This is a genomic window from Chlamydia avium 10DC88 (genome assembly GCF_000583875.1).
Classification (GTDB): domain Bacteria; phylum Chlamydiota; class Chlamydiia; order Chlamydiales; family Chlamydiaceae; genus Chlamydia; species Chlamydia avium.
The window spans coordinates 653,891-677,809 of sequence record NZ_CP006571.1 but is presented as its reverse complement, the minus strand read 5'-3'; the positions used below and the strand labels follow the sequence as shown (position 1 = coordinate 677,809).

The window sequence follows — 23,919 nt, the reverse complement described above, 5'->3', positions numbered from 1 at the left end:
ATGACTAAGACAAAGTATGAGTATTCTTTTGGTGTAATTCCTATTAAATTTTTCGGTACTCCAGATCGCAGTACGATAAAAGCATGTTTTATTTGCCACACCCAAGGTAAGCATTGGGGATTTCCTAAAGGTCATTCGGAAGAAAAAGAAGGGCCCCAAGAAGCGGCAGAAAGAGAACTAGTAGAAGAAACTGGATTAAGTGTAGTACATTTCTTCCCCAAGGTATTAGTAGAACACTATTCCTTTAATGATCATGAGGAAACATTTATTCGTAAGGAAGTTGTATATTTTCTAGCAGAAGTGCGAGGGAATGTACATGCAGACCCTAATGAAATTTGTGATAGTCAATGGCTAAGTTTCCAAGAAGGCTTGCGTTTATTAAATTTCCCAGAGTTAAGGGAGATTACCGTGGAAGCCGATAAATTTATTAATAACTATCTTTTTTCTTAAAAACTTATATTATGAATAATTAATTTTTGAGGAGAAGCTCTCTCCTCAAAAATTAGATAGAAGTTTTTTCTTGGGAAAAAACGTTTAAGTAGTCCTGGTGAGCCAATTGAATTACTTTTTGAGCTTCTTTTTTCCCATAAATACCAATAATTTCAATTTTTGCAGGTTTGGCATTCATTAGATGCTCGGGAGTTGCTTTGTAAGTAAGAAAGTAGTGCTGGATCATATCTAGTACTGTCCCTGGGCAATCCGAGATATCTTCAATTTCTGAAAATACTAAGTCATCTTCAAGAACAGCAATAATCTTGTCGTCAGCTTCTCCGGAATCAATAATTCGTAATCCTCCAATAGGTTTCGCTTGGAGTAAAATATTCCCATGGGTGATGTTCTTCTCAGTAAGAACACAAACGTCTAGAGGATCTTTATCTCCTTGGATATTTTCTCTGAGACTTTGTTCCCCACTGTATTTCCCAGACAAGTCCCCACAATAGGTTCTCGGTAATAAGCCGTATAAACAAGGACAGAAGTTAGAGAATTTTTGTGGTCGATCTACTTTGAGTAGTCCCGAAGTTTTATCTAATTCGAATTTCACAGAATCCTGAGGAGTGATTTCTATATAACAACACAAGGATTCATAATTATCTTCAGTTAGGACAGGTCCGTGCCAAGGATGTACAATTGCTGATGGTTGATAATTCAACATAGATGACTCTCACTCCATATTAGGATTTGTATTTTTTATAGTTATGTCTAAGGATTTAGGGTAGCATTTGAGGAATTTTAAGAGAAGGGTAAGCCGGAGGGAGGTAATTGACTTTTAATTAATTTTATAGAATACTTTATTCATCATAATTGTAGTAATATTCAAAAATTATGAAATACCCATTAGTGTTTAAAGACATAAATATAAAAGATTATGAGCGTGTAATAGAAGTTACTTGTGAGAGTATACAGCTGCACGCATTAATAGCGATTCACCAAACATTAGTGGGTCCCGCTTTAGGAGGAGTTCGAGCATTTGCTTATTCTACTTTTGATGATGCTTTAAACGATGTTTTACGCTTATCTAAAGGTATGACGTATAAATCTCTTCTTAGCGATGTCGGTACAGGAGGAGGAAAAAGTGTCATCATTCTTCCTAAGGGGATGTCCCGTGCTACAGAAGATATGCTTAGAGCTTTTGGTCAAGCCATAGATTCTCTAGGAGGAAAGTATATAGCTGCTGAAGATATTGGAATATCTACCAAAGATATTCATATTATTCATCAAGAGACTCCTTGGGTCTGTGGTATAGAAAGTATTAGCGGAGATCCAGCAATTTTCACTGCTCATGGTGTATTTTTATGTATCAAAGAAACAGCTAAGCAATTATGGGGAACTCCTTGTTTACAAGGTAAGAAAATTGCAATTCAAGGTATTGGTTCTGTAGGGAGAAAACTACTTCATCTCTTATTTTTTGAAGGCGCAGAGCTGTATGTTTCTGACGTAAATCAAAGTGTTTTAGATGAAGCAACTCAGTTCTATGGTGCTACGATAGTCCCCCCAGAAAATTTACCTCTACTAGAATGTGATATTTTTTCTCCTTGTGCTTTTGGTGGTGTAATTCATAGGAATAATGTTTCTTCTTTGCGCTGTCAGGCAATTGTTGGTTCGGCAAATAATCAGTTAGAAGATTCTTCTTTAGGGAAAGTGTTACATGAGCAGGGAATTCTTTATGCTCCCGATTATTTGGTAAATGCTGGTGGCTTGTTAAATGTTGCTTGTGCTGTGGGAACAACCTATTGTCCTAAAACAGTTCTACAAAAAGTAAACCGTCTTCCTGTTATTCTTCGGGATATCTACGAGACAAGCAATAATCTAGATCAAGATACCGTAATGCTGTCGGATGCTATTGTACAAACGAAACTTAATACATATGCTTAGATATCAGGGAGTTTTCTTGATGAAAGTGAGTATATTGTTTCTGTAGCTTTTCTAAGGTTGTGCTATGTATTTGTGCATTCCCTGAAGCTAAGATAACAGGGTGATTTTCTAAAGTAAAATTGTCTTTTCTAGAGTTCAAAGCATGACCAAATATATCTGTAACCACGCCTCCTGCTTCTTCTACTAAAAAGGCCCCTGGAATATGATCCCAGGCACGTGTATGCGAGATCGCAAAGGGATAACGAATAAAGAAATCTACTATACCCTCAGCGACCATAGCATATTTATATTGGCTATCTACACGATAAGCCTGAGGTTGACCTGGAAGAGATAAACTCAATAATCTTGTAGAGTGATGTTGTTGGTTTCGTGCGGCCAGTGAAGCCTCGCAAAATTTTCCTGTCATTGTTTTCCCGGCCTCTAGACAACGCCGCCCTTGTATGGCGGAACCAAATAAGGAGGCTCCATAATTCTTAGCTGCAGAATAAATTTTAAATGTATGTAAATCGGGAGATGGACATGCCATTACAGCAAGAATTGGTTGATTATTATGAATCAAAGATAGCGCTATGGCAAAGAATCGGTTTTTAATAAATCCTGCCGTGCCATCAATAGGATCTACAAGCCAGTATAAAGAAGAAGGATCTTGCTCTGTCAAAGGTGTTTCTAAGAGATCTTGATCAGTAACTTCAGGATCAAGAGCATGTATAAATTCTAAGATTTTAGAACATTTATGTTGATCATGAGTAGGATCAAGGATTTCCTCACCTATAAAGGGAATATGGGGGAAGGCTAAACAGAGTTTTTTCTGTAAACAGAACTGCACCCCATAATCGGCAGGAGTGACAAATGAACCATCTGATTTTGTCCAAAAAGGAACTATAGGTAAACGAGTTCGGTAACGAAGTAACTCAGTAATTGTTTTCTCAATTATGTCTTCTGCGACTGTTTGATAGTCTAATAAATGAGAGGGCATAGTTATTTTCCCCACAGGTAAAACTAAGCCATGTTATCAAAAGATAGGATTATGTTAAACTAACTAGAAAGCCTATTTATTGCAAAGGGATAGGAAAATGAAGATATGCAAGTTATGGCGGGCTATTTATGCAATTTATGGTTTTCTAATTGGTTCGGCTTTAAAATTGCGTTATCGAATTCAAGTAGAAGGAGAAAAATCCTTAAATCCTCATCCTAATCAAGGATGCTTATTTTTATCCAACCATGTAGCAGAAATTGATCCCGTTATTTTGGAGTATCTTTTTTGGCATCGTTTTCATGTCCGCCCTTTGGCTGTTGATTATTTATTTAAAGATCCTGTAGTTCGGTGGTTTTTAAACTCAGTACGTGCAATTCCTGTCCCCTCTTTCGTTTTGGGAAAAGCAGGTGAAGATACATTAAAACAGATGGATGCTTTCTATACTGAGGCAAGCCAGATTCTCAATAATTGTGGAAGCCTTTTACTTTATCCTTCAGGAAAGTTGTCAAGGAATGGTAAAGAAGAAATCATTAATCAGTATTCAGCATATGTGATATTGCATAGATCTAAAGAGTGTAATGTATTTCTAGTACGGATTTCTGGTTTATGGGGCAGTGCTTTCTCTCGATACAAAACGCAAATGTCACCCAAATTAGGTAAGGTGTTTAAAATGGCATTGAAAGCTCTGTTACGTCGTGGGATATTCTTCCTCCCCAAGCGTACAGTTAAGGTCACTATACATCAAATAAGTTACGAATATCTAACTCAGTTTTCTAACAAACGCGACCTCAATGCTTTTTTATCTTCTTGGTTTAATGAAGGACAAGTAGACCTACCTATAGAAGTTCCTTACAATTGACTCGGAGGAACCATCTTATGCATGCATGGAATCTTTCAGACAAACAGCGTATTAAATCACGCGAAGGGGATACGGTTTTAGAAAGATTTTTAGCGCTATGTTCTGAATTAACTTCTGATGCTATTTGTTGGGACGAGCAGTTAGGTGTTCTATCATATAACGATATGCTTAAATCCGTTATCGCTCTAGCTGTTAAGATTTCTCGTTATCCTGATCATTGCATAGGAGTAATGATGCCCGCATCTGCAGGAGCTTTTATTGCTTATTTTGCAATTCTTCTCTCAGGGAAAATCCCAGTTATGGTGAATTGGAGCCATGGTATTAAAGAAATGCAGTCATGTTTAGAGCTGGCAGAAGTTCGCTACATTCTTACTTCTAAGAAGTTAGTAAGTCGTTTGCGTCAACTGCACGGAGGGAAATATCCTGCTGAGTTGATCTATATGGAGAATATACGTAAGACACTTTCCCTATGGGATAAGTTACGCATAGGTATATATTTTTCTCTTTCTACTCGGTGGTTAACACGTATATTTGGTGTTGCAAACCAAAATGCTGAAGATATTGCTGTTATTTTATTTACATCAGGGACAGAAAACCTTCCCAAGGGAGTACCTCTAACTCATAGTAATCTTTTGGCTAATTTAAAAGCATGTTTGAGTTTTTTTGATCCTAAAGAGACAGATGTTATGCTTTCTTTCCTTCCTCCTTTCCATGCATATGGATTTAACTGCTGTTCTTTATTTCCCATGCTGAATGGCGTCCCTATTGTTTTTTCTTATAATCCTTTACAACCTAAAAAGGTCGTTAGGAGTATTGAAAAAATGAAAGTTACCTTTTTAGGAAGCACACCAGTATTTTTCGATTATCTCATTAAAACTGCAAAAAAATGTCGAGCTTCATTACGTTCGTTAAGATTTGTTATTTTAGGCGGAGATACTTTTAAAGATTCTTTAAGAGAGAGAACAAAAAAAGATTTTCCCCATATTATTCTCCGTCAGGGATATGGGACCACAGAGTGTTCGCCAGTTGTGACGATTAATGATGAGAATAGTCCTGAAAAAGCATCTTGTGTAGGTATTCCTATCGATGGAATGGATGTATTAATCATTTCAGAAGACACTCATGTCCCTGTTTCTTCTGGGGAGACAGGACTAGTTGTCATTCGAGGTACTTCTTTATTTTCTGGTTATTTGCGGGCAGATCCTCATCAAGGGTTTATTTGCCTCGGAGGAGAAGATTGGTATGTTACTGGAGATCTAGGATACGTTGATAAGCGGGGAGAGTTGTTTCTACAAGGCAGACTGAGTCGTTTTGTAAAAATTGGTGGAGAGATGATAAGTTTAGGCGCTGTAGAAAGTTTGCTATCACAGGGCTTTGGTATTCCCCAAGACCAAGAAGGAGTTTCATTAATTGTATGTGAGGTTCCTGATAGTGGCGGTAAGTTATGCTTATTTACTACATTTCCTACTACATGTGGAGAAGTAAATCGTATTCTAAAAAACTTAGAAGCGAGTAACATAATGAAAATCTCCTATCACCATCAGTTAGAATCCATCCCTATGTTAGGGGCTGGGAAGCCTGATTATCGCGTGTTGAACACACTGGCAGGTACGTTATTCCGTGAGAAGAAAAGTTAGCGATACTAAAGTTTACAGAGATCTTTATGATAAATACTTCTTCGATAGATTTTATAACTAATGATTTTTTAGGTTTCGCTCGATCTAACAAATTGATTAATGATGTTGAACAGCGCTATCGCTTGTATTGCAAAGAATTCCCTCACGCACAATTAGGGGCATGTGGATCGCGAGCTACTTTGGGATCTTCACCTATTCTAAATGATTTAGAAGAAAAGATTTCTCGTTTCCATGATGTAGAAGCTGCATTCGTGATTAATAGTGGTTCTATGGCTAACCTTGGGCTATGTTACCATATTACAGAAAACACGGATATGATCTTTTGGGATGAAGGTGTTCATATCTCTGTTCATAGTAGCTTGCGAGTAATCTCGGGGAACCATAAATCGTTTCCTAATAATGATCTCCATACTCTAGAATCTTTATTACTTGCTCATAGGTCCGCATCTTCTGGAAGAATTTTTATTTTTGTATGTTCAGTATACTCTTGTTTGGGAACGATAGCTCCTCTAGAAGAACTACTTATACTCGCAAGCAGGTATAATGCTTTTTTAATTGTAGATGAAGCTCATGCTTTAGGACTTTTCGGAGAGGATGGCCGTGGTTTATGCCACCAATGGGGATATGAGAATTTCTATGCTGTTTTAGTAACGTATGGCAAGGCTATGGGAGCAGTAGGTGCCGCTATTCTTTCTTCTATAGAGGTAAAAGCAGATTTAATGAATAAGGTCCCTCTATTGCGTTACACAACGACTATGGCTCCCCATACATTGTTGACGATAGGAACAGCCTATGATCATCTTCCTATTGAGGGAGTGCTAGCACGTAGTCGTCTTATGGAGCTACAAGCTTATTTCACAAAACATTGTGATATCCATGTTCTTGGTGGGGGAGTCCCTATGTTTTTCCCTGATCATATTATGGAACTTCTGATTTCTGAGCTCCGTGTTGCTAATGTACATGTGGGGAAAATTCATTTTGTTAAACGACCTTGTATTCGCATTAATTTTCATGCATATAATACTGAGAGCGAAGTCGATATTCTTGTAAACACACTCAATAGCTGTTTAGAAAAATGTGGTTATGGGATCCACGTCGATAGTAAATTTAACTTTCGGAGATAATTTTGTAATCACTAATGTTTCGTGGAGTTTTTGATTTACAGGAAGTACTTGTTTACTTTTTATTAAGAATTGATAACGAAAGACATCTCTGATTTTAAAATGACCACAGGGGGTAATTTCCATAACTTTAGCCTGTGTGTCTAATTTTTCCTTTAGTATGCTGTGAATACGTTCGGCTTCCGATCTGGTTAACTGAGGACATTTCCCTAGAAAGATACATCGAATTAAACGTGTAAATGGAGGATAAACGCATATTTCTCTACCAGAGATTTCTTGAGAATAAAAGGCTGAATAATCTTGTTGCATAGCACAACGAATAGTACTGTTCTCGGTGAGAAAAGACTGAATAAAAACTTCTCCAGGGAGATAACTACGCCCAGATCTTCCCATGACTTGAGTAATCAATTGAAATACTTGTTCTGAAGCACGAAAATCAGGAATATATAGTCCAGAATCCCCATTAAGAATGACAGCTAGAGTTACTGCAGGAAAATGCATCCCTTTAGCAATCATTTGCGTACCAATGAGAATATCAGCTTTCCCTGTAGCAAATTGTTTTAATAGTACCTCATGGCTTCCACGAAGTTTAGTAGTATCCGAGTCAATACGTAGTGTACGAGCTTGAGGAAAAAGACTATGGAGCATCCGTTCGATTTTTTCTGTTCCTGATCCACGATATTGCAATGTCAATGTTCCGTGACATTTGGGACAAGAAGTTTGTGGTTCTTTTAGAGAAGAATTACATAAGTGGCAGAGAAGAACATTAGCATATTTATGAAAAGTTAATACCATGTCACAACGAGGACATTTCAATACATGCTTACACGATGAACAGGAAACATTAGTGTGGTATCCGCGACGATTAAAAAAAATTAATGATTGTTCACCAATAGCTAGTCGTTTTTCAATGCTGCGAATAACTGCTTGTGAAAATAACGTTTTTGTTTTGTGTTTTTCCATTTCCAGATTCATGTCAATAAGAGACACTTTTACTGTAGAGCTTGCAGAAGCTCGAAAGGTAAGCTCAGAGAGAATATATTTCCCAGACAATGCATTCGTATAGCTTTCTAAGCTCGGCGTAGCACTACCCAATATAACGGTAGCTTGCGCCAATTTTCCTCGCATAACAGCCACATCGCGTGCATGGTAACACGGATGACTTTCACTATGTTTGTATGCTGAGTCGTGTTCTTCATCGACGATAATCAATCCTAAGTTTTGTACGGGACAGAATAGAGCAGATCTCGGACCAATAATGATATTGAGTTTTCCTTTAGAAGCGTCTCGCCACACTTTATTTCTATCACTATTAGACAACTTATAGTGAAGAATGCCAACTTTTTCTCTAAAATGTGCTTTAAATAAGGTAACAATTTGTGTTGTTAAAGCAATTTCTGGAACTAATAGGATAACACTTTTATTTAATTTTCTAGCTTCTTGCACAGCCTGAAAATAGACTTCTGTTTTTCCACTTCCTGTGACACCAAAAAGAAGATGCGTTTGAAATTTTCCAGAAGATAAGGAAAGAGAAATTTTATCCAAAGCATCACGTTGTTGCTTGTGTAATGGATAGGAGTTAGGAGGGAAAAAAGTTAATTTATTTTCTTGAAGCTCTAAATCAGTGGAGTTGACTATTTTTAAATAACCCAGTTTTTCTAGAGAATGAATAGGCGATGAGGAAACCTTAGCTTTTTCCATAAGTTCCGATAATCCTGGAGGAGATGAACAAGACAACAGTGTTTTTAACGTGGCAGCTTGTGCAGGAGAATCTTTACTAATAGCAAGGATAGCTTCTTGGATTTTTGTTTTATTTTGTTTAAGGACAACACGATAGTGTTGTTTAGGTTGTATAATATGTGATGTAATTCCAGGAAGAACTAGACGCACAATCCTCCCCAAAGGAGTAAAGTAGTACTGACTCATCCAAAACATTAGTTGTAAAAGGTCAGAAGGTATGACAATTTCTGAAGCAATAACATTTAAAATAGGTAGAACTTGTTTACAAGAACTTGTTGTTTTGATTTTGTGAACAATACCATATGTTTTTATTCCCCGTAGGGAGACACTAACACCAGTTCCTACAGTAATGTGTTCAAAATCTTTGGGAAGACCGTAGTCTAATATCTTATTGATATTCGAGTTTACGATAACTTCTGCGTATAGGCGAAAGGAAGTTGATTTAGTCGAGCCCATAGATCTCGTTTTAATTTCGGATCATTTTCATAGTATACCGAAGAATAAATAGGAATCCAAGTGCTCTCGTTTTTTGTGAATGGCTGATGATAACGCGCATTGGGAATTTTATAATATATCATTGTTAGTGGTGCTAAAGATAAAGAAAAACCTTCATGATTATGAAAAATATCCTTATTTCTTATAGAGAGTACAAGTGTTGTAGGAAATATTTGCTGAGTTAGAATTTTTGCAAGTCGATTGAAAAATAAAATCTCTTCATTTTTTTCTTCATCTACGAAAATCCTACAGGGAATTTCCATTGGAGAAGAAAGAACATAAGGGTGTAATGTACGATAGCTTAATCTCAAGATTTCTACTTTTGAAAGATCAGAATGAGGAGAATGATATTCCCAAGAAGAAGTTTTCCTTTGATCACGAATAGGAAGTAGTTGTGGTTCTGAATTATTTATTATGATTTCTGAGGCTTTATCCGGTTCACTAGAGATTTTTTCTATAGGTTGTTTGGGAGCGGGACTCTCATTGGTATAGGGAGTAGGTAGCGAATGTTTGGAGAAACACAAAGGAATCAGTTGAGATAATGTAGGATAGTAGTGATCTAAATACCGATGAGCAATTTGTTTTAAAATTACGTATGCAGGTGAGTCAGAATTTTCCATTGTGGATATGAAAATAGAAAAGATATCTGTAATTCACTATAGATGCAGATAGTTTATTCATCTAGGTTCTTTATTTCATAAATAGAAAATTTTATGTTTATAGCCAGTGCTATCCATTCAGTAACGAAGAGAATTATTTTAAGGGAAAATTATTATGAAGCACATATTACAAGGCAGTCTAATAGTATTTTGCTTGTTATCTACTCTCCCATGTTTTGGGGAGAGAAGATGTTCTCAAACGCATGCATCAAACTATCTAGTAAAAGCAACAAGCCTCAAGTGGTTAACTTATCAAGAAGCTATAGAGCAATCAGAGAAAGACAAAAAAACAATTGCATTATTTTTCACTGGTTCCGATTGGTGCATTTGGTGTAAGAAAATGGAAGATCAAATTTTACGTTCTCCAGAATTTATTCGATTTGCTTCTCAGAATTTGTATATGGTGGAGATCGATTTTCCTCAGTCAAAGCAACAATCAGAGAGTGTGAAACAGGAAAACCAATTCTTAAAGAATAAGTATCAAGTCCGTGGATTCCCAACATTAGTATTTATTGATAGTCAAGGTAATGAGCAGGCCCAAATGGGATTTGAGTACGGTGGTGGTGAGAATTTTGTTAATAAAATAAAGATGAAATTGAATAAGAAATAGCCACATCTTTCCTTGAGAACTTTAGAGAGGAATTTTCCTCTCTAAAGTTTATTTCCTGTAATTAAACATTCATCTTTTTTTTATTTTTGAGAAAATCCTACTTCGTATTGAAATAGAATTGTTCTCTTTGGGAGACTACTTGCTTCGGGAAGCTAGTTTTTCAGCGAGCGGAGTACATCTAAAATCAAAATCATGCGTAGAAGGATAAATATAAGACATGTCAGAAGTAGAATACCTAAAAAACGAAGATTTTCTTCATAGAAGTAATAAACTCCAAGAGATCATAGCCCTAGGTATTCATCCCTATCCTTATGAATTTCCTGAAGCTACAAGTGTTAGAGAAATTAAAGAGAAATTTGCTGCTCAGCCTCTAGGAAATAGCGAGGATGCAATAAATAAACAAACTCCTAAAGTAAGAATTTCAGGAAGGATGGTGCTTTTCCGATCTATGGGGAAGAACGCTTTCGCTCAAATTCTAGATAATGATCAGAAAATCCAAGTAATGTTTAATAGGGATTTTTCTTCTGTTTTCGGTCTTCCCGAAGATGCTGAAATTACTCCCATGAAGTTTATTGAGAAGAAGTTAGATTTAGGCGACATCCTAGGTATCTCAGGGTATTTGTTTTTCACTCATTCAGGTGAATTGACTATTCTGGTAGAAACAGTGACTCTATTATGTAAGGCATTGCTTTCTCTCCCCGATAAGCATTCAGGATTAAGTGATAAAGAAATACGTTATAGAAAACGATGGTTAGATTTAATTTCTTCTGAAGAAGTACGCCAAACTTTTTTAAAAAGAAGCCGTATTATTAAATTAATTCGTGAGTATATGGATGCTCATGACTTTATTGAGGTTGAGACTCCTATATTGCAAAACATCTATGGTGGAGCCGAAGCTACACCATTTACAACAGAACTTAAGGCATTACACTCTAAAGTATTTTTACGAATTTCTTTAGAAATTGCTTTAAAGAAGATTCTCGTAGGAGGCACTCCACGAATATATGAAATAGGTAAAGTATTTAGAAATGAAGGAATTGATAGAACACATAATCCTGAATTCACAATGCTTGAGGCCTATGCCATGAATATTGATTATCATGGGGTCATGGTATTTGTAGAAAGACTTATTGAGCATCTAGTACGATCCATAAATAATGGCAGTACTATTCTTACCTACTCTCATTTGCAACAAGGACCGCAAACTGTAGATTTTAAAGCTCCATGGATTCGTATGACGATGAAAGATAGTTTGAAGACCTACGGAAATATAGATGTAGATCTTCATGGAGATCATGAGTTACGCGCCATATTAAAGGAACGCACGTCATTACCCGAATCTTCATATGCAACAGCTTCGAGAGGTTTATTAATAGCAGCCTTGTTTGATGAATTTGTCTGTGATCAATTAATTGCTCCTCATCATATTACGGATCACCCTATAGAGACTACTCCTTTATGTAAGTATTTGCGTTCAGGCGATACAGGATATGTAGAACGTTTCGAAAGTTTTTGTTTAGGTAAGGAACTATGCAATGCCTATTCTGAGTTAAATGATCCTTTCCTTCAACGTAAGTTGTTAGAACAACAAATGGAGAAAAAAGCTCTAAATCCTGAGAGCGAGTATCATCCTATCGATGAGGAATTTTTAGAGGCTTTGTGTCAGGGAGTAGGACCAGTAGGAGGATTCGGAATAGGTATCGATCGTTTGATCATGATTTTGACTGATTCTGCTTCTATTCGGGATGTGCTGTACTTTCCAGTAATGCGACGTTTAGAATCAGAACGCGAATAAGGAAGTTAGATTTTTTTCAGTTGAGGTCCTGATTTTGCATCTTCAATGGTGTAGCCAAGGGCCTCCACTTGATTTCGAAGATCATCAGCTTTCCTCCAATTCTTCTCTTGTCTGGCAATTTCGCGTTCTTTCACGAGTAGCATAATGTGTTCAGGGATATCTTTATGAGTAGAATCAGGTAGGATCCCAAGAACATCATTGATCGTATTTAAAATATTTAACACATATTGAGCGTCTGTTTTTGTAAAATTCCCTATATCAATCAGAGAATTAATTTGATGGATAAAATCAAATAGTGCTGCCAATGAAGATGCAATATTTAGATCATTAGCTAAACCTTCTGTAAATGCGTTTAGAAATTCTTCGCCATAGGTTGTCGCTTCTGCTGAAACAGATTTTCCTAGAGGGTACGGATATTCTAAACGAGAAATAAAGTCTCTCAGACGTTTTAAGGATTGACGACAAGAAAATAAACCTTCTTTAGTGAAGTTAAATTGGGTTCGATAATGGCTTTGTAAGAGCATATAACGCAACTCATGACCAGAAAACCCTTGATCTAGTAGTTGGCGCAACGTAAAAAAGTTCCCCAGACTTTTGGACATTTTTTTCCCATCAACAAGAAGATGTGCCGAATGAACCCAGTAACGAGAGAAAGGTTGTTTTGATAGAGATTCTGATTGAGCAATTTCATTGTCATGATGTGGAAAAATATTATCAACTCCACCTGCATGAATATCTAAAGAGTCACCTAGGAGTTGCATAGCCATTATAGAACATTCCAAATGCCATCCAGGACGCCCCTTACCAAAGGGACTATCCCAATAAATACTCCCATCGCGATCAGGATCGTATGCTTTCCATAGGACGAAATCTGCAAGATTTTCTTTGTCATATTCATCTGTAGTAATTCGAGAGCAATAATGTAGGTCTTGTAATTTTAATTGGGACAATTTCCCATAGGTAGGAAACTTCTGTATGGAAAAGTAAATAGAACGATCATGACCAATATAAGCAATGTCCATGTCTAAAAGTTGTTGGATAGCTTGGATCATTTGAGGGATATAATGTGTAGCACGGGGATAGACATCCGCAGGAAGAATATTCAATGTAGAGAGATCTTCAAAGAATGCCTGGATGTACGGAGCCGTGTATTCATCAAGAGCAATTTGTTTTTTTTGTGCTCCAATCAAGGTTTTATCATCGACATCGGTGATATTCATCACGTGTTTGACTGAATACCCAAAGAATAACAGAGTACGTTTTAATAAATCTTCAAAAACATACGTACGAAAGTTTCCAATATGAGCATAGTCATAGACTGTAGGGCCACATGTATATAATCTGACAGGGTCATGCAGGGGAGAAAATACTTCTTTGGTGCGCGATGCTGTATTATATAAATACAGGGTATAGGGTTTTTCAGATAATTGTCTCATTGGGGTTGATTCTCATATTGCTAAGATAAAAGTCTTAAAGGTGCACTAAATTACGAAAGTTTTAATAGCAAGCAAATTAATCAGACTTTTGAAGAATGCTAACATAAGATTGTTTCACAATCTACGGTTTTTCTAGCATGTTGTTTATTGACTCTTTGAGCTTTGTAAGAACTCAACGAGTAGGAGACCATAGAAATAAATACCGATATTCTTAATATTTTTACTTGGCTAATCTGGTTGGGATCAAGAGGGTTTTACTGCGACAAGGATACAAATTTTAAGTAGTGTTTTTTATTTCGTTTTAATAAAAAAAAGACTATACAACAAGAAGCGAGTGGCAGAATGCTCCGAGAGCTATTTGTCGTGCCTAAATAAACGAGTGGCATTCTGAGAAAAAGAGAGGGAAACCATGATCGTATCGCAGATTGTGAAGAAATGTTCTTTTAAGCAACTGAAGGTATTCGCAACGCTTCTACTCGGTGCAGGTTCTTTGAATTTGCAAAGTGCGGTACAAGATAAAAATTCTTCTCAGCTGTTTTGGCATGTAGATTATAAGGAAGCCGTGAAGAAAAGTCGGGATTCCGAACTTCCTATGCTGATCTTCTTCTCTGGATCTGATTGGAATGGTTCTTGCATGAAAATTCGTAAGGAAGTTCTTACTTCATTAGAATTTGCACAAAAAATTCTTGGTAAGTTTATTTGTTTAGAAGTGGATTTCCCTCGACATTCTGAGCAAAGCAACGCTTTACGCCTACAAAATAATGAATTGAAGGTTAAATTTCAGGTAGATGAGTTTCCCTCTCTTTTAGTCATTTCTCATGATGGTAGAGAAATTTATAGGATGGGATCTTTTGGAAATGAAACAGGAGAAAATTTAGGGGAAAGTCTATGTCATGTAGTTAACAGTGACTTTTTCATTAACAGCGTTAGTCCTATAATCCATACATTATCCATGGAAGATCTACAAAAATATTACCGTCTTGCGGAAGAAATTTCACGTCGAGATTTTATGGAGAAGGCACTAGAATTAGGCGTCCGTAATGATGATTACTTTTTTCTATCAGAGAAATATCGTCTACTTGTAGAAAGTGGCCGGATGGAATCAGAAGATTGTCAGAGAATTAAACATAAATTGCTAAATAAAGATCCTGAGAATAAGCTACATACTCATTTTACGGTTGCTTTGATCGAATTCCAAGAATTAGCGAAAAGATCTAAAGCAGGTGTCCGTCAAGATGCTAGCAAAGTAATTGCCCCTTTAGAGGCTTATTTAGCTGCGTTTGGCCAGCAAGATCAAGAAAATATATGGAGGATTGAGATGATGATTGCTCAATTCTATTTGGACTTTGATCAGTGGAAAAATGCCTTACAACATGCTGAAATCGCTTTCGAAACTGCCCCTAAGGAAGTTCAATCTCATATTTCTCATTCCTTAGACTATATCCGTCATCAGTCATAGACACTTTTCTTTTCTAACTTATTTTTTAGAACATCGGGAATATAGTTGATAAAGTCTTGGAGTAATCCTTGAAACTTAGGTATATGTTTTTTTTGGGCATTACCACAACTTGACACACAGGCAACTGATGTCGCTGTTGCCTAAAAGCTTCGCGTACAATACGTTTAAAGTAATTTCTTTCATGAGCTTTGCCAAATTTCTTTGACACAGTGATTCCCAACTTACAACATCGAGAATTTCTAGATGGAGACACAAGAAAATCTACCTGGCTTCCATGACAAAATAACCCAAATCGGGAAACATAAATAAATTGTTTCCTCTTTAGAATGCGAGAATTTTTAGGTAAAGTCGAACGGCACACAATAAGAAAATTATATATTAGACCTATAGGTCGACAAGATTATGTCTACCGTGACGTCGGCGACGATTCAATAAGTTTCTTCCATTTTTTGTAGCCATACGAGTCCGGAAACCTACAGAATTTCTACGTTTTCTCTTACTGGGTTGATAAGTACGTTTCACAATATTTCCTTAATTACTGTTGAAGTTGGGTTTTGTCAATTCCAGATAGATCAAAAAACTAAATTAGTTATCAAAACTTGCCGCTAGTTTATAGGATTGGATTAATAAGTTCAAGAGAACTCACGTTTCCTTTTAGGGTTTTTCTCTAAGTCTATTGTTGTAAAAAAGTGCCAAACGGGTTAAATTAGTCCATTAATTGGAATTCCTTATAATTTTGAGGAATCTCTCTCAACAGAGAGTTTATCAAGGTAGTTTTTCATGAAAGTAAGTTCATCTATCAAAGCAGATCCATCTAAGGGAGATAAGCTCGTCCGACGTAGGGGTCGCCTTTATGTTATCAATAAGAAGGACCCTAATCGTAAGCAGCGCCAAGCAGGACCTGCACGCAAAAAATAATTTTAATAATTTTAGGTAAGAACGCATGGCGAAAAAGTCAGCAATAGCAAGAGAAAATAAGCGACGTCTCCTAGTAGCAAAACATTATAAAAGGAGAGAGGAGCTTCGAAAAATTGCTAAGGATTTAACCGTTAGTGAAGAGGAAAGAGAACGAGCACGCGAAGCATTAAACAAAATGAAGAGGGATACTTCCCCATCACGCCTACATAATCGTTGCTTGCTAACAGGACGTCCTCGAGGATACTTAAGAAAGTTTGCTATTTCTAGAATTTGTTTTAGACAGATGGCTTCTATGGGAGAAATCCCTGGAGTTGTTAAGGCAAGCTGGTAAAATCAGTTTTTTATTCTGAAAGTTTTTCAGCTTCTAGTTGAAAGCTTTCAGAGCAGCCATTATCTCAGGTACATTTCTTACTTTTTCCCAGTTCTGCATCCCTTTTTTCCACACCCAGATGTTTTGAGGATCACTATCCTCCTCCCCGTGTTTTCCCTTGTCATTTAAAAAAAGAAGTAAGTCCTCAAAAGACATCGGTCCAGTAGCATGTTTTTCTTTATTAAGATAAAACCATTTTTCAGTACTTATATCCACTTTATCTATAGAAGATGCAGGCCCCGCTAGAGAGGCATCCTCTAAAAGAGAATGCAAAATATTGTTAGTAGTCTCGTTTTCATTGTCAGACAAATCTAGGTTTTTATTTTTGTTAGGTAAAGGAGGAAGAATAAGAAGGAAAAGTATCCCAAAAAGTCCAAAAAACATTCCTGCTAAAAACCAGCCAATAGGGTTGCGATTTTTCTTTGTAGCTAGGTAAGCTGTTAGTAAACCAAGAAGAATTAAAAAAAAGACAACAGGCTGCATTGAATGTAGCATATTAACCGCGAGATCACTAGACTAATCATCTAGAGCCTATTATTTCTATAGAGGATATTTCTTGCTAGTGAAATAGGCAGATAGGAGGAATATGGATAAACAGAATTTAAAGCTCGATGTTAAAGAAATCGAATTCCCAGAAACTGTGTTTAGTCGGGATATAGAAACTCGTGTTATTCAAGTAATTATCTTGCATTGTTTGGCAAAAATTAATGGGGTGTCTCTTTTAGGCGGGAACTTAATCGATACCCTGTTTGGTAGAGATATTGAAAGAATGAAGGGAATTTATGTAGAACAAGATTCCAAAAATCATTTAGTTAAGGTTCGTGTCGAAGTCAATGTAGATTATGGAGTCTCAATCCCAGAAAAAACCGAAGAAATTCAGGGATGTATCGTTTCAGAAATTTCAGAATATACAGGATTACACGTAGCCGCTGTTCACGTAATTGTTAAAGGGTTAACACAACCTAAAGATCGTTCCGAATCAGAAGAAGAAATTGAAGAATTATGTGCCGCGGACTTGCCCTCAGCAGAAGATTTCCTTGAGGAAATAAAAGAAATAGAAAGTTAAAAGAATATTTATTCTTTGTCCTTTGTATGATTTTGACTTTGCCTAAGTAATAATTGTTGTATGTCTTTTTTTGTTAGTCCAGGGACAGTTTCCAACTCTCCCTGGGAAGCCTCCATAACTTTTTTCCAGCTCTTGAATTTCTGCAAGAGTCGCTTTCTTTTTATCTCTCCAATACCTGGAATTTTTTCTTGAGGAAGCAGAACGTATTTATCACGTTTTTTAATATGCTTATTGATAGCGAAGTGATGAGCCTCATCTCGTAATCTTTGAAAAAATTGCAATAATTTTGAAGAGGGATCAAGCTGTACTCCCTGAGGAAAGTTATCACAAAAGATTTTTTCTTTACGCATAGATCTACTATGGTTTCCCGTTTCTTTGGCAATAGAAACTACTTGAATCCCAATAAGGTTCAATTCTTTAAGTATTTTCTTTGCTTGAAGATATTGTGCTTTTCCTCCGTCTATAACAATAATATCGGGCAATATAGAAAAAGAAGAGAATCGACGCGAAAGTACTTCAGAAAAAGAAGTAAGATCATTTTTTGAAGAAGAGAGAGAATATGCTCTGTATTGTTTAGGATCTAAAGCATCATTTTCATAGACGATATAAACACCAACATTATGAGAACCTTGTAAGTGCGCATTATCATAACATTCTATACGGTAGGGATAATTAGAAGATTGTAAAATCATCTTCATCTCTTCATAAGGAAGAGATGAAGAGGGTGTTGTATTTTGTATCTGTAATTCGGCATTTTTCTTAGCTAGATGCAATAATTCTTTCCCATATCCTGTTTTTGGAGAACGTATTTGAGGAGAAGAATCTTTATTTAATAATCGAGAAAAATTTGGAATTTTTATAGGTATCGGGGTCAAGATTTCTCTAGGGAGATGAGGCTGATTAGAATAGTACTGTAAAATAAATGAAGAGAGAACATCAGGGTCTTCTTGTGCATTTTCAGAAAAGAAAAAATGGCGAGCTCCTAGGAGTTTCCCAGACCGTACAGTGAGAACCGTAATTATGATTTCTTGGTGTCTCCTATATAGACCAATGGCATCAATATTTTGGAAATGAAATTTTTCAACGTGTTGCTTTGTCATTGCCTGCTGAATTAGTTTCAGGGTACGATAATACATCCCTGCTTGTTCGAATTTCTGTTCTTCCGAAGACTTCTGAATAGCAACTTCTAACTCTTGAATGATTTTAGTAATTTTTCCTTTCAAAAACAAAATAGCTTGTTGAAGAGTCTCCTCATATTCTTCATGCGAACATAGGTTAATACAAGGAGCTAAGCAGCGCTTCATTTCATAGAGGATGCAAGGGCGTTTTCTAGAGGCAAACTCATGATTAGAACACGTGCGAAGAGGAAACCACTGGTTAATAACTTCTAAAAGTGTTCGACAAGCTTCTGCACTAACATAAGGACCAAAAATCAACTGCTTTTTAGAAGAAATCACAGCTTTAGTACGAATGGCATCAATTTTTGGCCAGGGATGATCAAGAGATATCGAAAGACAAAAGAAGGTTTTATCATCCTTCAGAAGAACGTTGTATTTAGGACGGTGTTTTTTTATCAAATTGTTTTCTAAAAGTAGGGCCTCAGTTTCATTAGAAACAACAATAGTGTCGATATCTGTAGTTCTCTTCATGAGAAAAGGAATTCTCTCTCGGGAATCCCTTTGTTTTTGAAAATATGTGAGAATGCGATTACGTAGATTTTTTGCTTTGCCAATATATAGAATTTCTCCAGAAGCATCTTTCATAAGATATACGCCCGGAGCTGTAGGAATGCTCTGTGGGGAAAAGTTCTTAACCTGCATGGTTAGAATAACATTAATTGTTGCATTTTCTCTTGTTCTTGTTGACAAGGAGTTTCTTCAGGGCCTTCTAGCTGACGTAAAATATGTTGTGCTCTTGATATCACACAAAGAGGAAAGCCGGCAAGCTTTGCAACATGTATACCAAAGCTTTTTTGAGAATATCCCTTAAGGATTTCATATAAGAAAATAGGTTGACCTCCATTTTCTTTCACACCAGCGTGAAAGTTTTCCACATGCGGACAATGGTTCTCTAACTCTGTAAGTTCCTTGTAGTGGGTAGCAAATAATGTCTTTGCTTGTTTTCCTTCAGTAAATAAAAGGTATTCAACAACAGCTTGGGCAATAGCTAATCCATCATAAGTACTTGTTCCTCGTCCTACTTCATCAAGAATCACTAAGGAGCGGTTAGTAACATTGTGTAAGATATTTGCAGTTTCAGTCATTTCTACCATGAAAGTAGACATTCCTTTGGAAAGGTTATCCCCAGCACCAATACGTGTAAAGATTTTGTCAATCATGCCAATATGAGCAGATTTTGCAGGAATAAAGGAACCCATCTGAGCCATAATTACGAGTAAAGCTATCTGGCGAATATAGGTAGATTTCCCTGCCATATTAGGACCGGTAATCAGGATCATTCGTGTTGATGAGCTATCCATTGTAATATCATTGGGGATAAATGTTCCTTTGTTCAGTAGAGTTTGAACAACAGGATGTAATCCCTGAACTATAGATAATGTATTACTACAATCTATTACAGGGCGACAGTAATTATATTCCTGAGCTAGATCTGCAAGAGATACAATATAGTCAATATCAGCAATGACTTGAGATAAATTAAGAATATTTTCTCGTTGTTGAAGGATTTGTGCGCATATATCTTTGAATAATGTAGTTTCTAGATTTTGCAGCTTTTCAGATACATGTAGCATATCATCTTGAAATTGCTGCAATTTTTCTGTGGTAAATCTCTCAGCATGAAGACGCGATTGTCGACGAATAAACTCCTTAGGTAATAAGGGGGAAAACTCACTATTTACTTCTATGTAGTAGCCGAGAATTTGTGAATAACATACTTTTAGTTTTTTTACTCCGGTCTGTTCTCGAATGGTCTCTTGGTATTGCCATAACCATTCTTTGGAGTTCTCCTTCATATGGCGTAATCGCCTCAAATCAGGATGATAATCATCCGAAAAGATATTGCCATCGGAAATTCTCAGTGGAAGATCCCCTAATAAAGAGTGTGAAAGTAATTGAATTAGTGACGCCATATCCGTAGATAAGATACATCTCCCTTGGAAAAATTCAGGTAGATGTACCAGGGACAGAAGCTTAAAAACTTCCTCAATCGCGAGTAGAGAGTCTCGAAGCATACCCACATCTTTAGGTCCTGCAATTGTAGCAGTAATTTTTGTTGTCAGGCGCTCTAAATCTCGTACTTGATTTAGTAAAATACGAAGGTTTTTTCTCAATTTCATGTGATTTAAAAGAAACTCAACAGCATCTTGACGCAATAAGATTTCTTTTAGGTCATAAAAAGGGTTAACTAAAATATGACGAAGTAACCTACCTCCCATTGGAGTACTAGTACGTTCCATAACATGAAGAAGAGAACTTTTTCCTTGAGGGTCATTTAAAGGAGTTAAAAGCTCAAGGTTAATTTGTGAGGATGTGTCTATAAGTAGGTGTTTGTATTTTCCATGAGTTTTTGGAATTGAAATATGCTCTATAGGTAGTAGTAGTTTATCTTGTAGATAAGAAAGCAAAGCTCCTGCTGCATTAATTGCAGGGACAAATCCTTTTAGACCAAACCCATCTAAAGAAGATACTTTAAAATGAGAGGAAAGCTTTTGAGTAGCAAATTGATGTTCAAATGCCCAGTCTATGTAGGTGGATAAAGATAATTTTAAATGTTGTTGAATTTGTTGTAAGATATCATTGTGCTTTTTATAGAACTTATCACAACCAACGATTTCTTTAGGAGATAAGCGACAGATCTCATCAATAAGAAGCTTTGCATTATCGCATTCATGCAAAGTAAATTCTCCTGTGGAAAAATCTAAGCAGGCAAATCCAAACAGTGTTCCTACACGTGTTAGAGATATAATGTAGTTATTTGTTTTTTCTGAGAGTAAAGAAGAAGAAAGTAATGTTCCAGGAGTAATGATTCTATGCAATTCTCTAGGCAGGGGCTCTGTTTTGCTTTTGTTCGGTTCAGATTCTTCAAATTGTTCTGCAACTGCAACTTTTAACCCTTTGCTTATTAAGCGATCTATGTAGTTATTGACAGTGGCTACAGGGACTCCGCTCATAGGAATTCCTTGTCTTTGGGTGAGGGTAAGATCTAAATGTTGAGAAATTAGGACAGCGTCATCGTAAAATGCTTCGTAGAAATCTCCCATACGAAAGAAAAGAAGAGAGTCTCCTGCTTGCTCTTTACATTGATGCCATTGTTTCATCATTGGAGTAGTTTTTTTTGATGTCATGATTTCTCTGTGAAAAAGATATTATTTTTAGGAATTAAACTGGTCGAGTCCACTATATTACCGAAGTCCGATAACTTATCAGGTTAGCAAACTTCAGCAAAAGACCCTAGAGTTTTTGCTGAATTTTCCTAAGTAAGGGTTGAATGTATATCTTGGCCTTTCGATTCTTTATTGGTGAATTTGACTAGGCAGCTTTTTTTAAACTAGAGGGTATGGCATAACCAAAGAACAGTATTAGTTGTACAGTATGTATACAGAAGAAAGTTTAGATCATCTTAGACATAGCATTGATATTGTCGAAGTACTTTCCGAACATCTCCATTTAAAGAAAAGTGGATCTACTTATAAAGCATGTTGTCCTTTCCATGCTGAGAAGACACCATCATTTATCATCAATGCTACGGGGGCGTATTATCATTGTTTTGGATGTGGGGAACATGGTGATGCCATTCATTTCCTAATGAAATATTTGGGGTATTCCTTTAGCGAGGCCGTGCTATCTTTATCAAAAAAATTTCATGTTGACTTAGTCCTTAAATCTAAGGATACGCGCTCTATATTTTCTACAGGTGCTAAAGAGGAACTAAGGCAAATCAATAGTGAAGCTGAGAAATTATTTCGTTTTTGCTTGTATTTTCTTCCTGAAGGTAGAGAAGCAATGCAGTATTTATATCGTCGAGGTCTTTCCCCAGATACCATAGAGCGTTTTCATTTAGGTTATGCACCTGAACAATCGTTATTTGTTCGATCTATGCAGGAAAAAAATATTTCAGAAAAGCAGCTAGAAGACGCTGGTTTTCTAGGGAATAAGTGGTTTTTATTTTCGAGAAGAATAGTCTTTCCTATTCATGATGCTTTAGGTAATACCATAGGATTCTCATCAAGGAAGTTTTTAGAGACCACACGAGGTAGCAAGTATGTAAATACTCCGGAGACATTAATTTTTAAGAAATCACGAGCTTTATTTGGTTTACATTTATCTCGGAGAAGAATTTCTAAAGAAAAACGAGTGATTTTAGTTGAAGGACAGATAGATTGTTTACAAATGATCGATTCAGGTTTGAATTGCACATTAGCAGCTCAAGGGACAGCATTCACTGAAGATCACGTGAAGGAACTGACTAAATTAGGAGTTCTGAAAGCTTATTTGCTTTTTGATGGTGATTCTGCTGGGATACAAGCTGCAATGCGGGTAGGGGATATTTGCCAAAAAGCAGGAATTGCTGTATTTGTCTGCCGTTTACCTCAAGGTCAGGATCCAGATTCTTTTTTACTTCACAAAGGTGTAAAATCTCTGGGAGAACTCCTGGACCACGGAGAGGATTACCTTACCTTCCTTATTAGTGAAAAAGTTCGCTCTTATCCAGATTTCTCCCCTAGAGAAAAGGCAAGTGTTATTGAGGAGCTTATTACACAAATTAAGCAATGGGGGAATCTCGTTGTTGTTTATGAGCATTTAAAGCAATTAGCATCTTTGATGATGATTCCTGAAGCTATGGTATTTTCTTTGGCGAAACTAGAGACAGGAGGACTATCTTCTATAAAAACATCTATACCTCAGAAGAAGATATCTAAAATTCATCCCGATGTCATTATTGAAACAGATGTTTTGCGTTGTATGTTATTTTGTAAACCACAGAACTTAAGTATTCCGCATACAGCAAAAAGCTATTTTACTCCCGATGATTTCAAGCATCCTGAGTGTCGGAAGCTTTTCTCTTCTCTTATTCAGTATTACGAGCAGCATCACTCCAACCTCCCTTTGGATGAAGCCTTAACTCTTCTGGAAGATCCAGTGATTATAGATCTATTAATCAAGCGTCTTGTAAACACCGGTTGTCTGGAGCAAGTATTTATACAATCTTTACAGAAGCTGGCAGATCGTCAGTGGAGAGAAAAACGCCACCCTCTTTCTATATCTCCGAGAGGAGATCATTCTAATATCTCTGTTCTAGAGGATTATCTTCGTCTGCGTAGCGACAGATTGATAATCTCTCTTCTTGATCCCCAGGGTTTCTAATTATCTTATTCAATTTACATCTTTATAATTTTTTTAAAATTATTGAGTTTTATTAATTTTTAATGTAAAATGCTATTGT

At 36.5% G+C, this 23,919-nt stretch carries 21 protein-coding genes and 1 pseudogene; 12 read left to right on the top strand and 10 right to left on the bottom strand.

Annotation, left to right across the window (positions count from 1 at the left end; all coding sequences use genetic code 11):
* On the top strand, nucleotides 1–450 hold the full coding sequence (locus tag RT28_RS02990) for a bis(5'-nucleosyl)-tetraphosphatase (protein WP_020356535.1): 450 nt from the start codon (nucleotides 1–3) through the stop codon (nucleotides 448–450).
* Between the two features lie 52 nt (nucleotides 451–502).
* Here RT28_RS02990 and RT28_RS02985 read toward each other — a convergent pair whose 3' ends face one another.
* On the bottom strand, nucleotides 503–1,153 hold the full coding sequence (locus RT28_RS02985; RefSeq protein WP_420834630.1) for an inorganic pyrophosphatase: 651 nt from the start codon (nucleotides 1,151–1,153) through the stop codon (nucleotides 503–505).
* Between the two features lie 170 nt (nucleotides 1,154–1,323).
* Here RT28_RS02985 and RT28_RS02980 point away from each other — a divergent pair, with 170 nt between their 5' ends.
* Entirely contained in the window at nucleotides 1,324–2,373 is a 1,050-nt protein-coding gene (locus tag RT28_RS02980; RefSeq protein ID WP_038500816.1) for a Leu/Phe/Val dehydrogenase, read from the top strand.
* On the opposite strand, the gene RT28_RS02975 is transcribed toward RT28_RS02980, so the two are convergent.
* Nucleotides 2,357–3,349, bottom strand: a complete 993-nt coding sequence (locus tag RT28_RS02975; protein WP_020356532.1) for an inositol monophosphatase family protein — start codon at nucleotides 3,347–3,349, stop codon at nucleotides 2,357–2,359. The two genes, RT28_RS02980 and RT28_RS02975, sit on opposite strands and share 17 nt — an antisense overlap.
* A gap of 97 nt (nucleotides 3,350–3,446) precedes the next feature.
* On the opposite strand from RT28_RS02975, the gene RT28_RS02970 reads away from it, so the two are divergent.
* From RT28_RS02970 to RT28_RS02960, 3 genes are read left to right on the top strand one after another with little or no spacing between them, the layout of a single operon-like run.
* On the top strand, nucleotides 3,447–4,208 hold the full coding sequence (locus RT28_RS02970) for a lysophospholipid acyltransferase family protein (protein ID WP_020359131.1): 762 nt from the start codon (nucleotides 3,447–3,449) through the stop codon (nucleotides 4,206–4,208).
* 17 nt (nucleotides 4,209–4,225) lie between these two features.
* A complete protein-coding gene (locus tag RT28_RS02965) occupies nucleotides 4,226–5,845 on the top strand; it encodes an AMP-binding protein (protein ID WP_020356530.1) in 1,620 nt (539 codons plus the stop codon).
* A 26-nt stretch (nucleotides 5,846–5,871) separates the two neighbouring features.
* Entirely contained in the window at nucleotides 5,872–6,969 is a 1,098-nt protein-coding gene (locus RT28_RS02960) for an aminotransferase class I/II-fold pyridoxal phosphate-dependent enzyme (protein WP_038500813.1), read from the top strand.
* Here RT28_RS02960 and priA read toward each other — a convergent pair.
* Both priA and RT28_RS02950 read right to left on the bottom strand, forming a co-directional pair.
* Nucleotides 6,913–9,162, bottom strand: coding sequence for a primosomal protein N' (gene priA, locus RT28_RS02955; protein ID WP_038500810.1), 2,250 nt, complete (start codon nucleotides 9,160–9,162; stop codon nucleotides 6,913–6,915). The genes RT28_RS02960 and priA overlap by 57 nt on opposite strands.
* A complete protein-coding gene (locus tag RT28_RS02950) occupies nucleotides 9,111–9,821 on the bottom strand; it encodes a hypothetical protein (RefSeq protein ID WP_038500807.1) in 711 nt (236 codons plus the stop codon). The genes priA and RT28_RS02950 overlap by 52 nt, the downstream gene beginning before the upstream one ends.
* A gap of 154 nt (nucleotides 9,822–9,975) precedes the next feature.
* Here RT28_RS02950 and dsbH point away from each other — a divergent pair, with 154 nt between their 5' ends.
* Complete coding sequence (gene dsbH / locus RT28_RS02945; RefSeq protein WP_038500804.1) at nucleotides 9,976–10,470, top strand: disulfide reductase DsbH; 495 nt, start codon at nucleotides 9,976–9,978, stop codon at nucleotides 10,468–10,470.
* A 217-nt stretch (nucleotides 10,471–10,687) separates the two neighbouring features.
* Nucleotides 10,688–12,265 carry a lysine--tRNA ligase gene (lysS, locus tag RT28_RS02940; RefSeq protein WP_020356524.1) on the top strand — a complete coding sequence of 526 codons (1,578 nt, stop codon included), beginning with the start codon at nucleotides 10,688–10,690 and terminating at the stop codon, nucleotides 12,263–12,265.
* Nucleotides 12,266–12,270: 5 nt separating this feature from the next.
* Here lysS and cysS read toward each other — a convergent pair whose 3' ends face one another.
* Nucleotides 12,271–13,701, bottom strand: coding sequence for a cysteine--tRNA ligase (gene cysS / locus RT28_RS02935; RefSeq protein WP_038500800.1), 1,431 nt, complete (start codon nucleotides 13,699–13,701; stop codon nucleotides 12,271–12,273).
* A gap of 409 nt (nucleotides 13,702–14,110) precedes the next feature.
* On the opposite strand from cysS, the gene RT28_RS02930 reads away from it, so the two are divergent.
* Entirely contained in the window at nucleotides 14,111–15,160 is a 1,050-nt protein-coding gene (locus RT28_RS02930) for a thioredoxin family protein (protein ID WP_020356522.1), read from the top strand.
* Here RT28_RS02930 and rnpA read toward each other — a convergent pair.
* Both rnpA and rpmH read right to left on the bottom strand, forming a co-directional pair.
* Nucleotides 15,102–15,521: pseudogene (rnpA, locus tag RT28_RS04850) on the bottom strand (ribonuclease P protein component). The gene RT28_RS02930 and the pseudogene rnpA sit on opposite strands and share 59 nt — an antisense overlap.
* 23 nt (nucleotides 15,522–15,544) lie before the next feature.
* A complete protein-coding gene (gene rpmH / locus RT28_RS04845) occupies nucleotides 15,545–15,682 on the bottom strand; it encodes a 50S ribosomal protein L34 (protein ID WP_020359129.1) in 138 nt (45 codons plus the stop codon).
* A gap of 258 nt (nucleotides 15,683–15,940) precedes the next feature.
* Here rpmH and rpmJ point away from each other — a divergent pair, with 258 nt between their 5' ends.
* Nucleotides 15,941–16,078 (top strand): 50S ribosomal protein L36, encoded by a 138-nt coding sequence (rpmJ, locus tag RT28_RS02925; protein ID WP_020359128.1) that lies wholly within the window; start codon nucleotides 15,941–15,943, stop codon nucleotides 16,076–16,078.
* A 25-nt stretch (nucleotides 16,079–16,103) separates the two neighbouring features.
* Nucleotides 16,104–16,409, top strand: a complete 306-nt coding sequence (gene rpsN, locus RT28_RS02920; RefSeq protein WP_020356520.1) for a 30S ribosomal protein S14 — start codon at nucleotides 16,104–16,106, stop codon at nucleotides 16,407–16,409.
* Nucleotides 16,410–16,442: 33 nt separating this feature from the next.
* Here rpsN and RT28_RS02915 read toward each other — a convergent pair whose 3' ends face one another.
* A complete protein-coding gene (locus tag RT28_RS02915) occupies nucleotides 16,443–16,943 on the bottom strand; it encodes a DUF4339 domain-containing protein (RefSeq protein ID WP_035392672.1) in 501 nt (166 codons plus the stop codon).
* A 91-nt stretch (nucleotides 16,944–17,034) separates the two neighbouring features.
* Between RT28_RS02915 and RT28_RS02910 the strand changes: the two genes are divergently transcribed.
* Nucleotides 17,035–17,514: an Asp23/Gls24 family envelope stress response protein gene (locus RT28_RS02910; RefSeq protein WP_020356518.1), complete on the top strand. Its 480-nt coding sequence runs from the start codon at nucleotides 17,035–17,037 to the stop codon at nucleotides 17,512–17,514.
* 8 nt (nucleotides 17,515–17,522) lie between these two features.
* On the opposite strand, the gene uvrC is transcribed toward RT28_RS02910, so the two are convergent.
* Together uvrC and mutS are read right to left on the bottom strand one after the other, a co-directional pair.
* Nucleotides 17,523–19,334 carry an excinuclease ABC subunit UvrC gene (gene uvrC / locus RT28_RS02905; RefSeq protein ID WP_038501307.1) on the bottom strand — a complete coding sequence of 604 codons (1,812 nt, stop codon included), beginning with the start codon at nucleotides 19,332–19,334 and terminating at the stop codon, nucleotides 17,523–17,525.
* 2 nt (nucleotides 19,335–19,336) lie between these two features.
* Nucleotides 19,337–21,820, bottom strand: coding sequence for a DNA mismatch repair protein MutS (gene mutS, locus RT28_RS02900; RefSeq protein ID WP_020356516.1), 2,484 nt, complete (start codon nucleotides 21,818–21,820; stop codon nucleotides 19,337–19,339).
* Between the two features lie 247 nt (nucleotides 21,821–22,067).
* Between mutS and dnaG the strand changes: the two genes are divergently transcribed.
* Nucleotides 22,068–23,840 (top strand): DNA primase, encoded by a 1,773-nt coding sequence (gene dnaG, locus RT28_RS02895; protein WP_020356515.1) that lies wholly within the window; start codon nucleotides 22,068–22,070, stop codon nucleotides 23,838–23,840.
* Nucleotides 23,841–23,919: the final 79 nt, after the last annotated feature.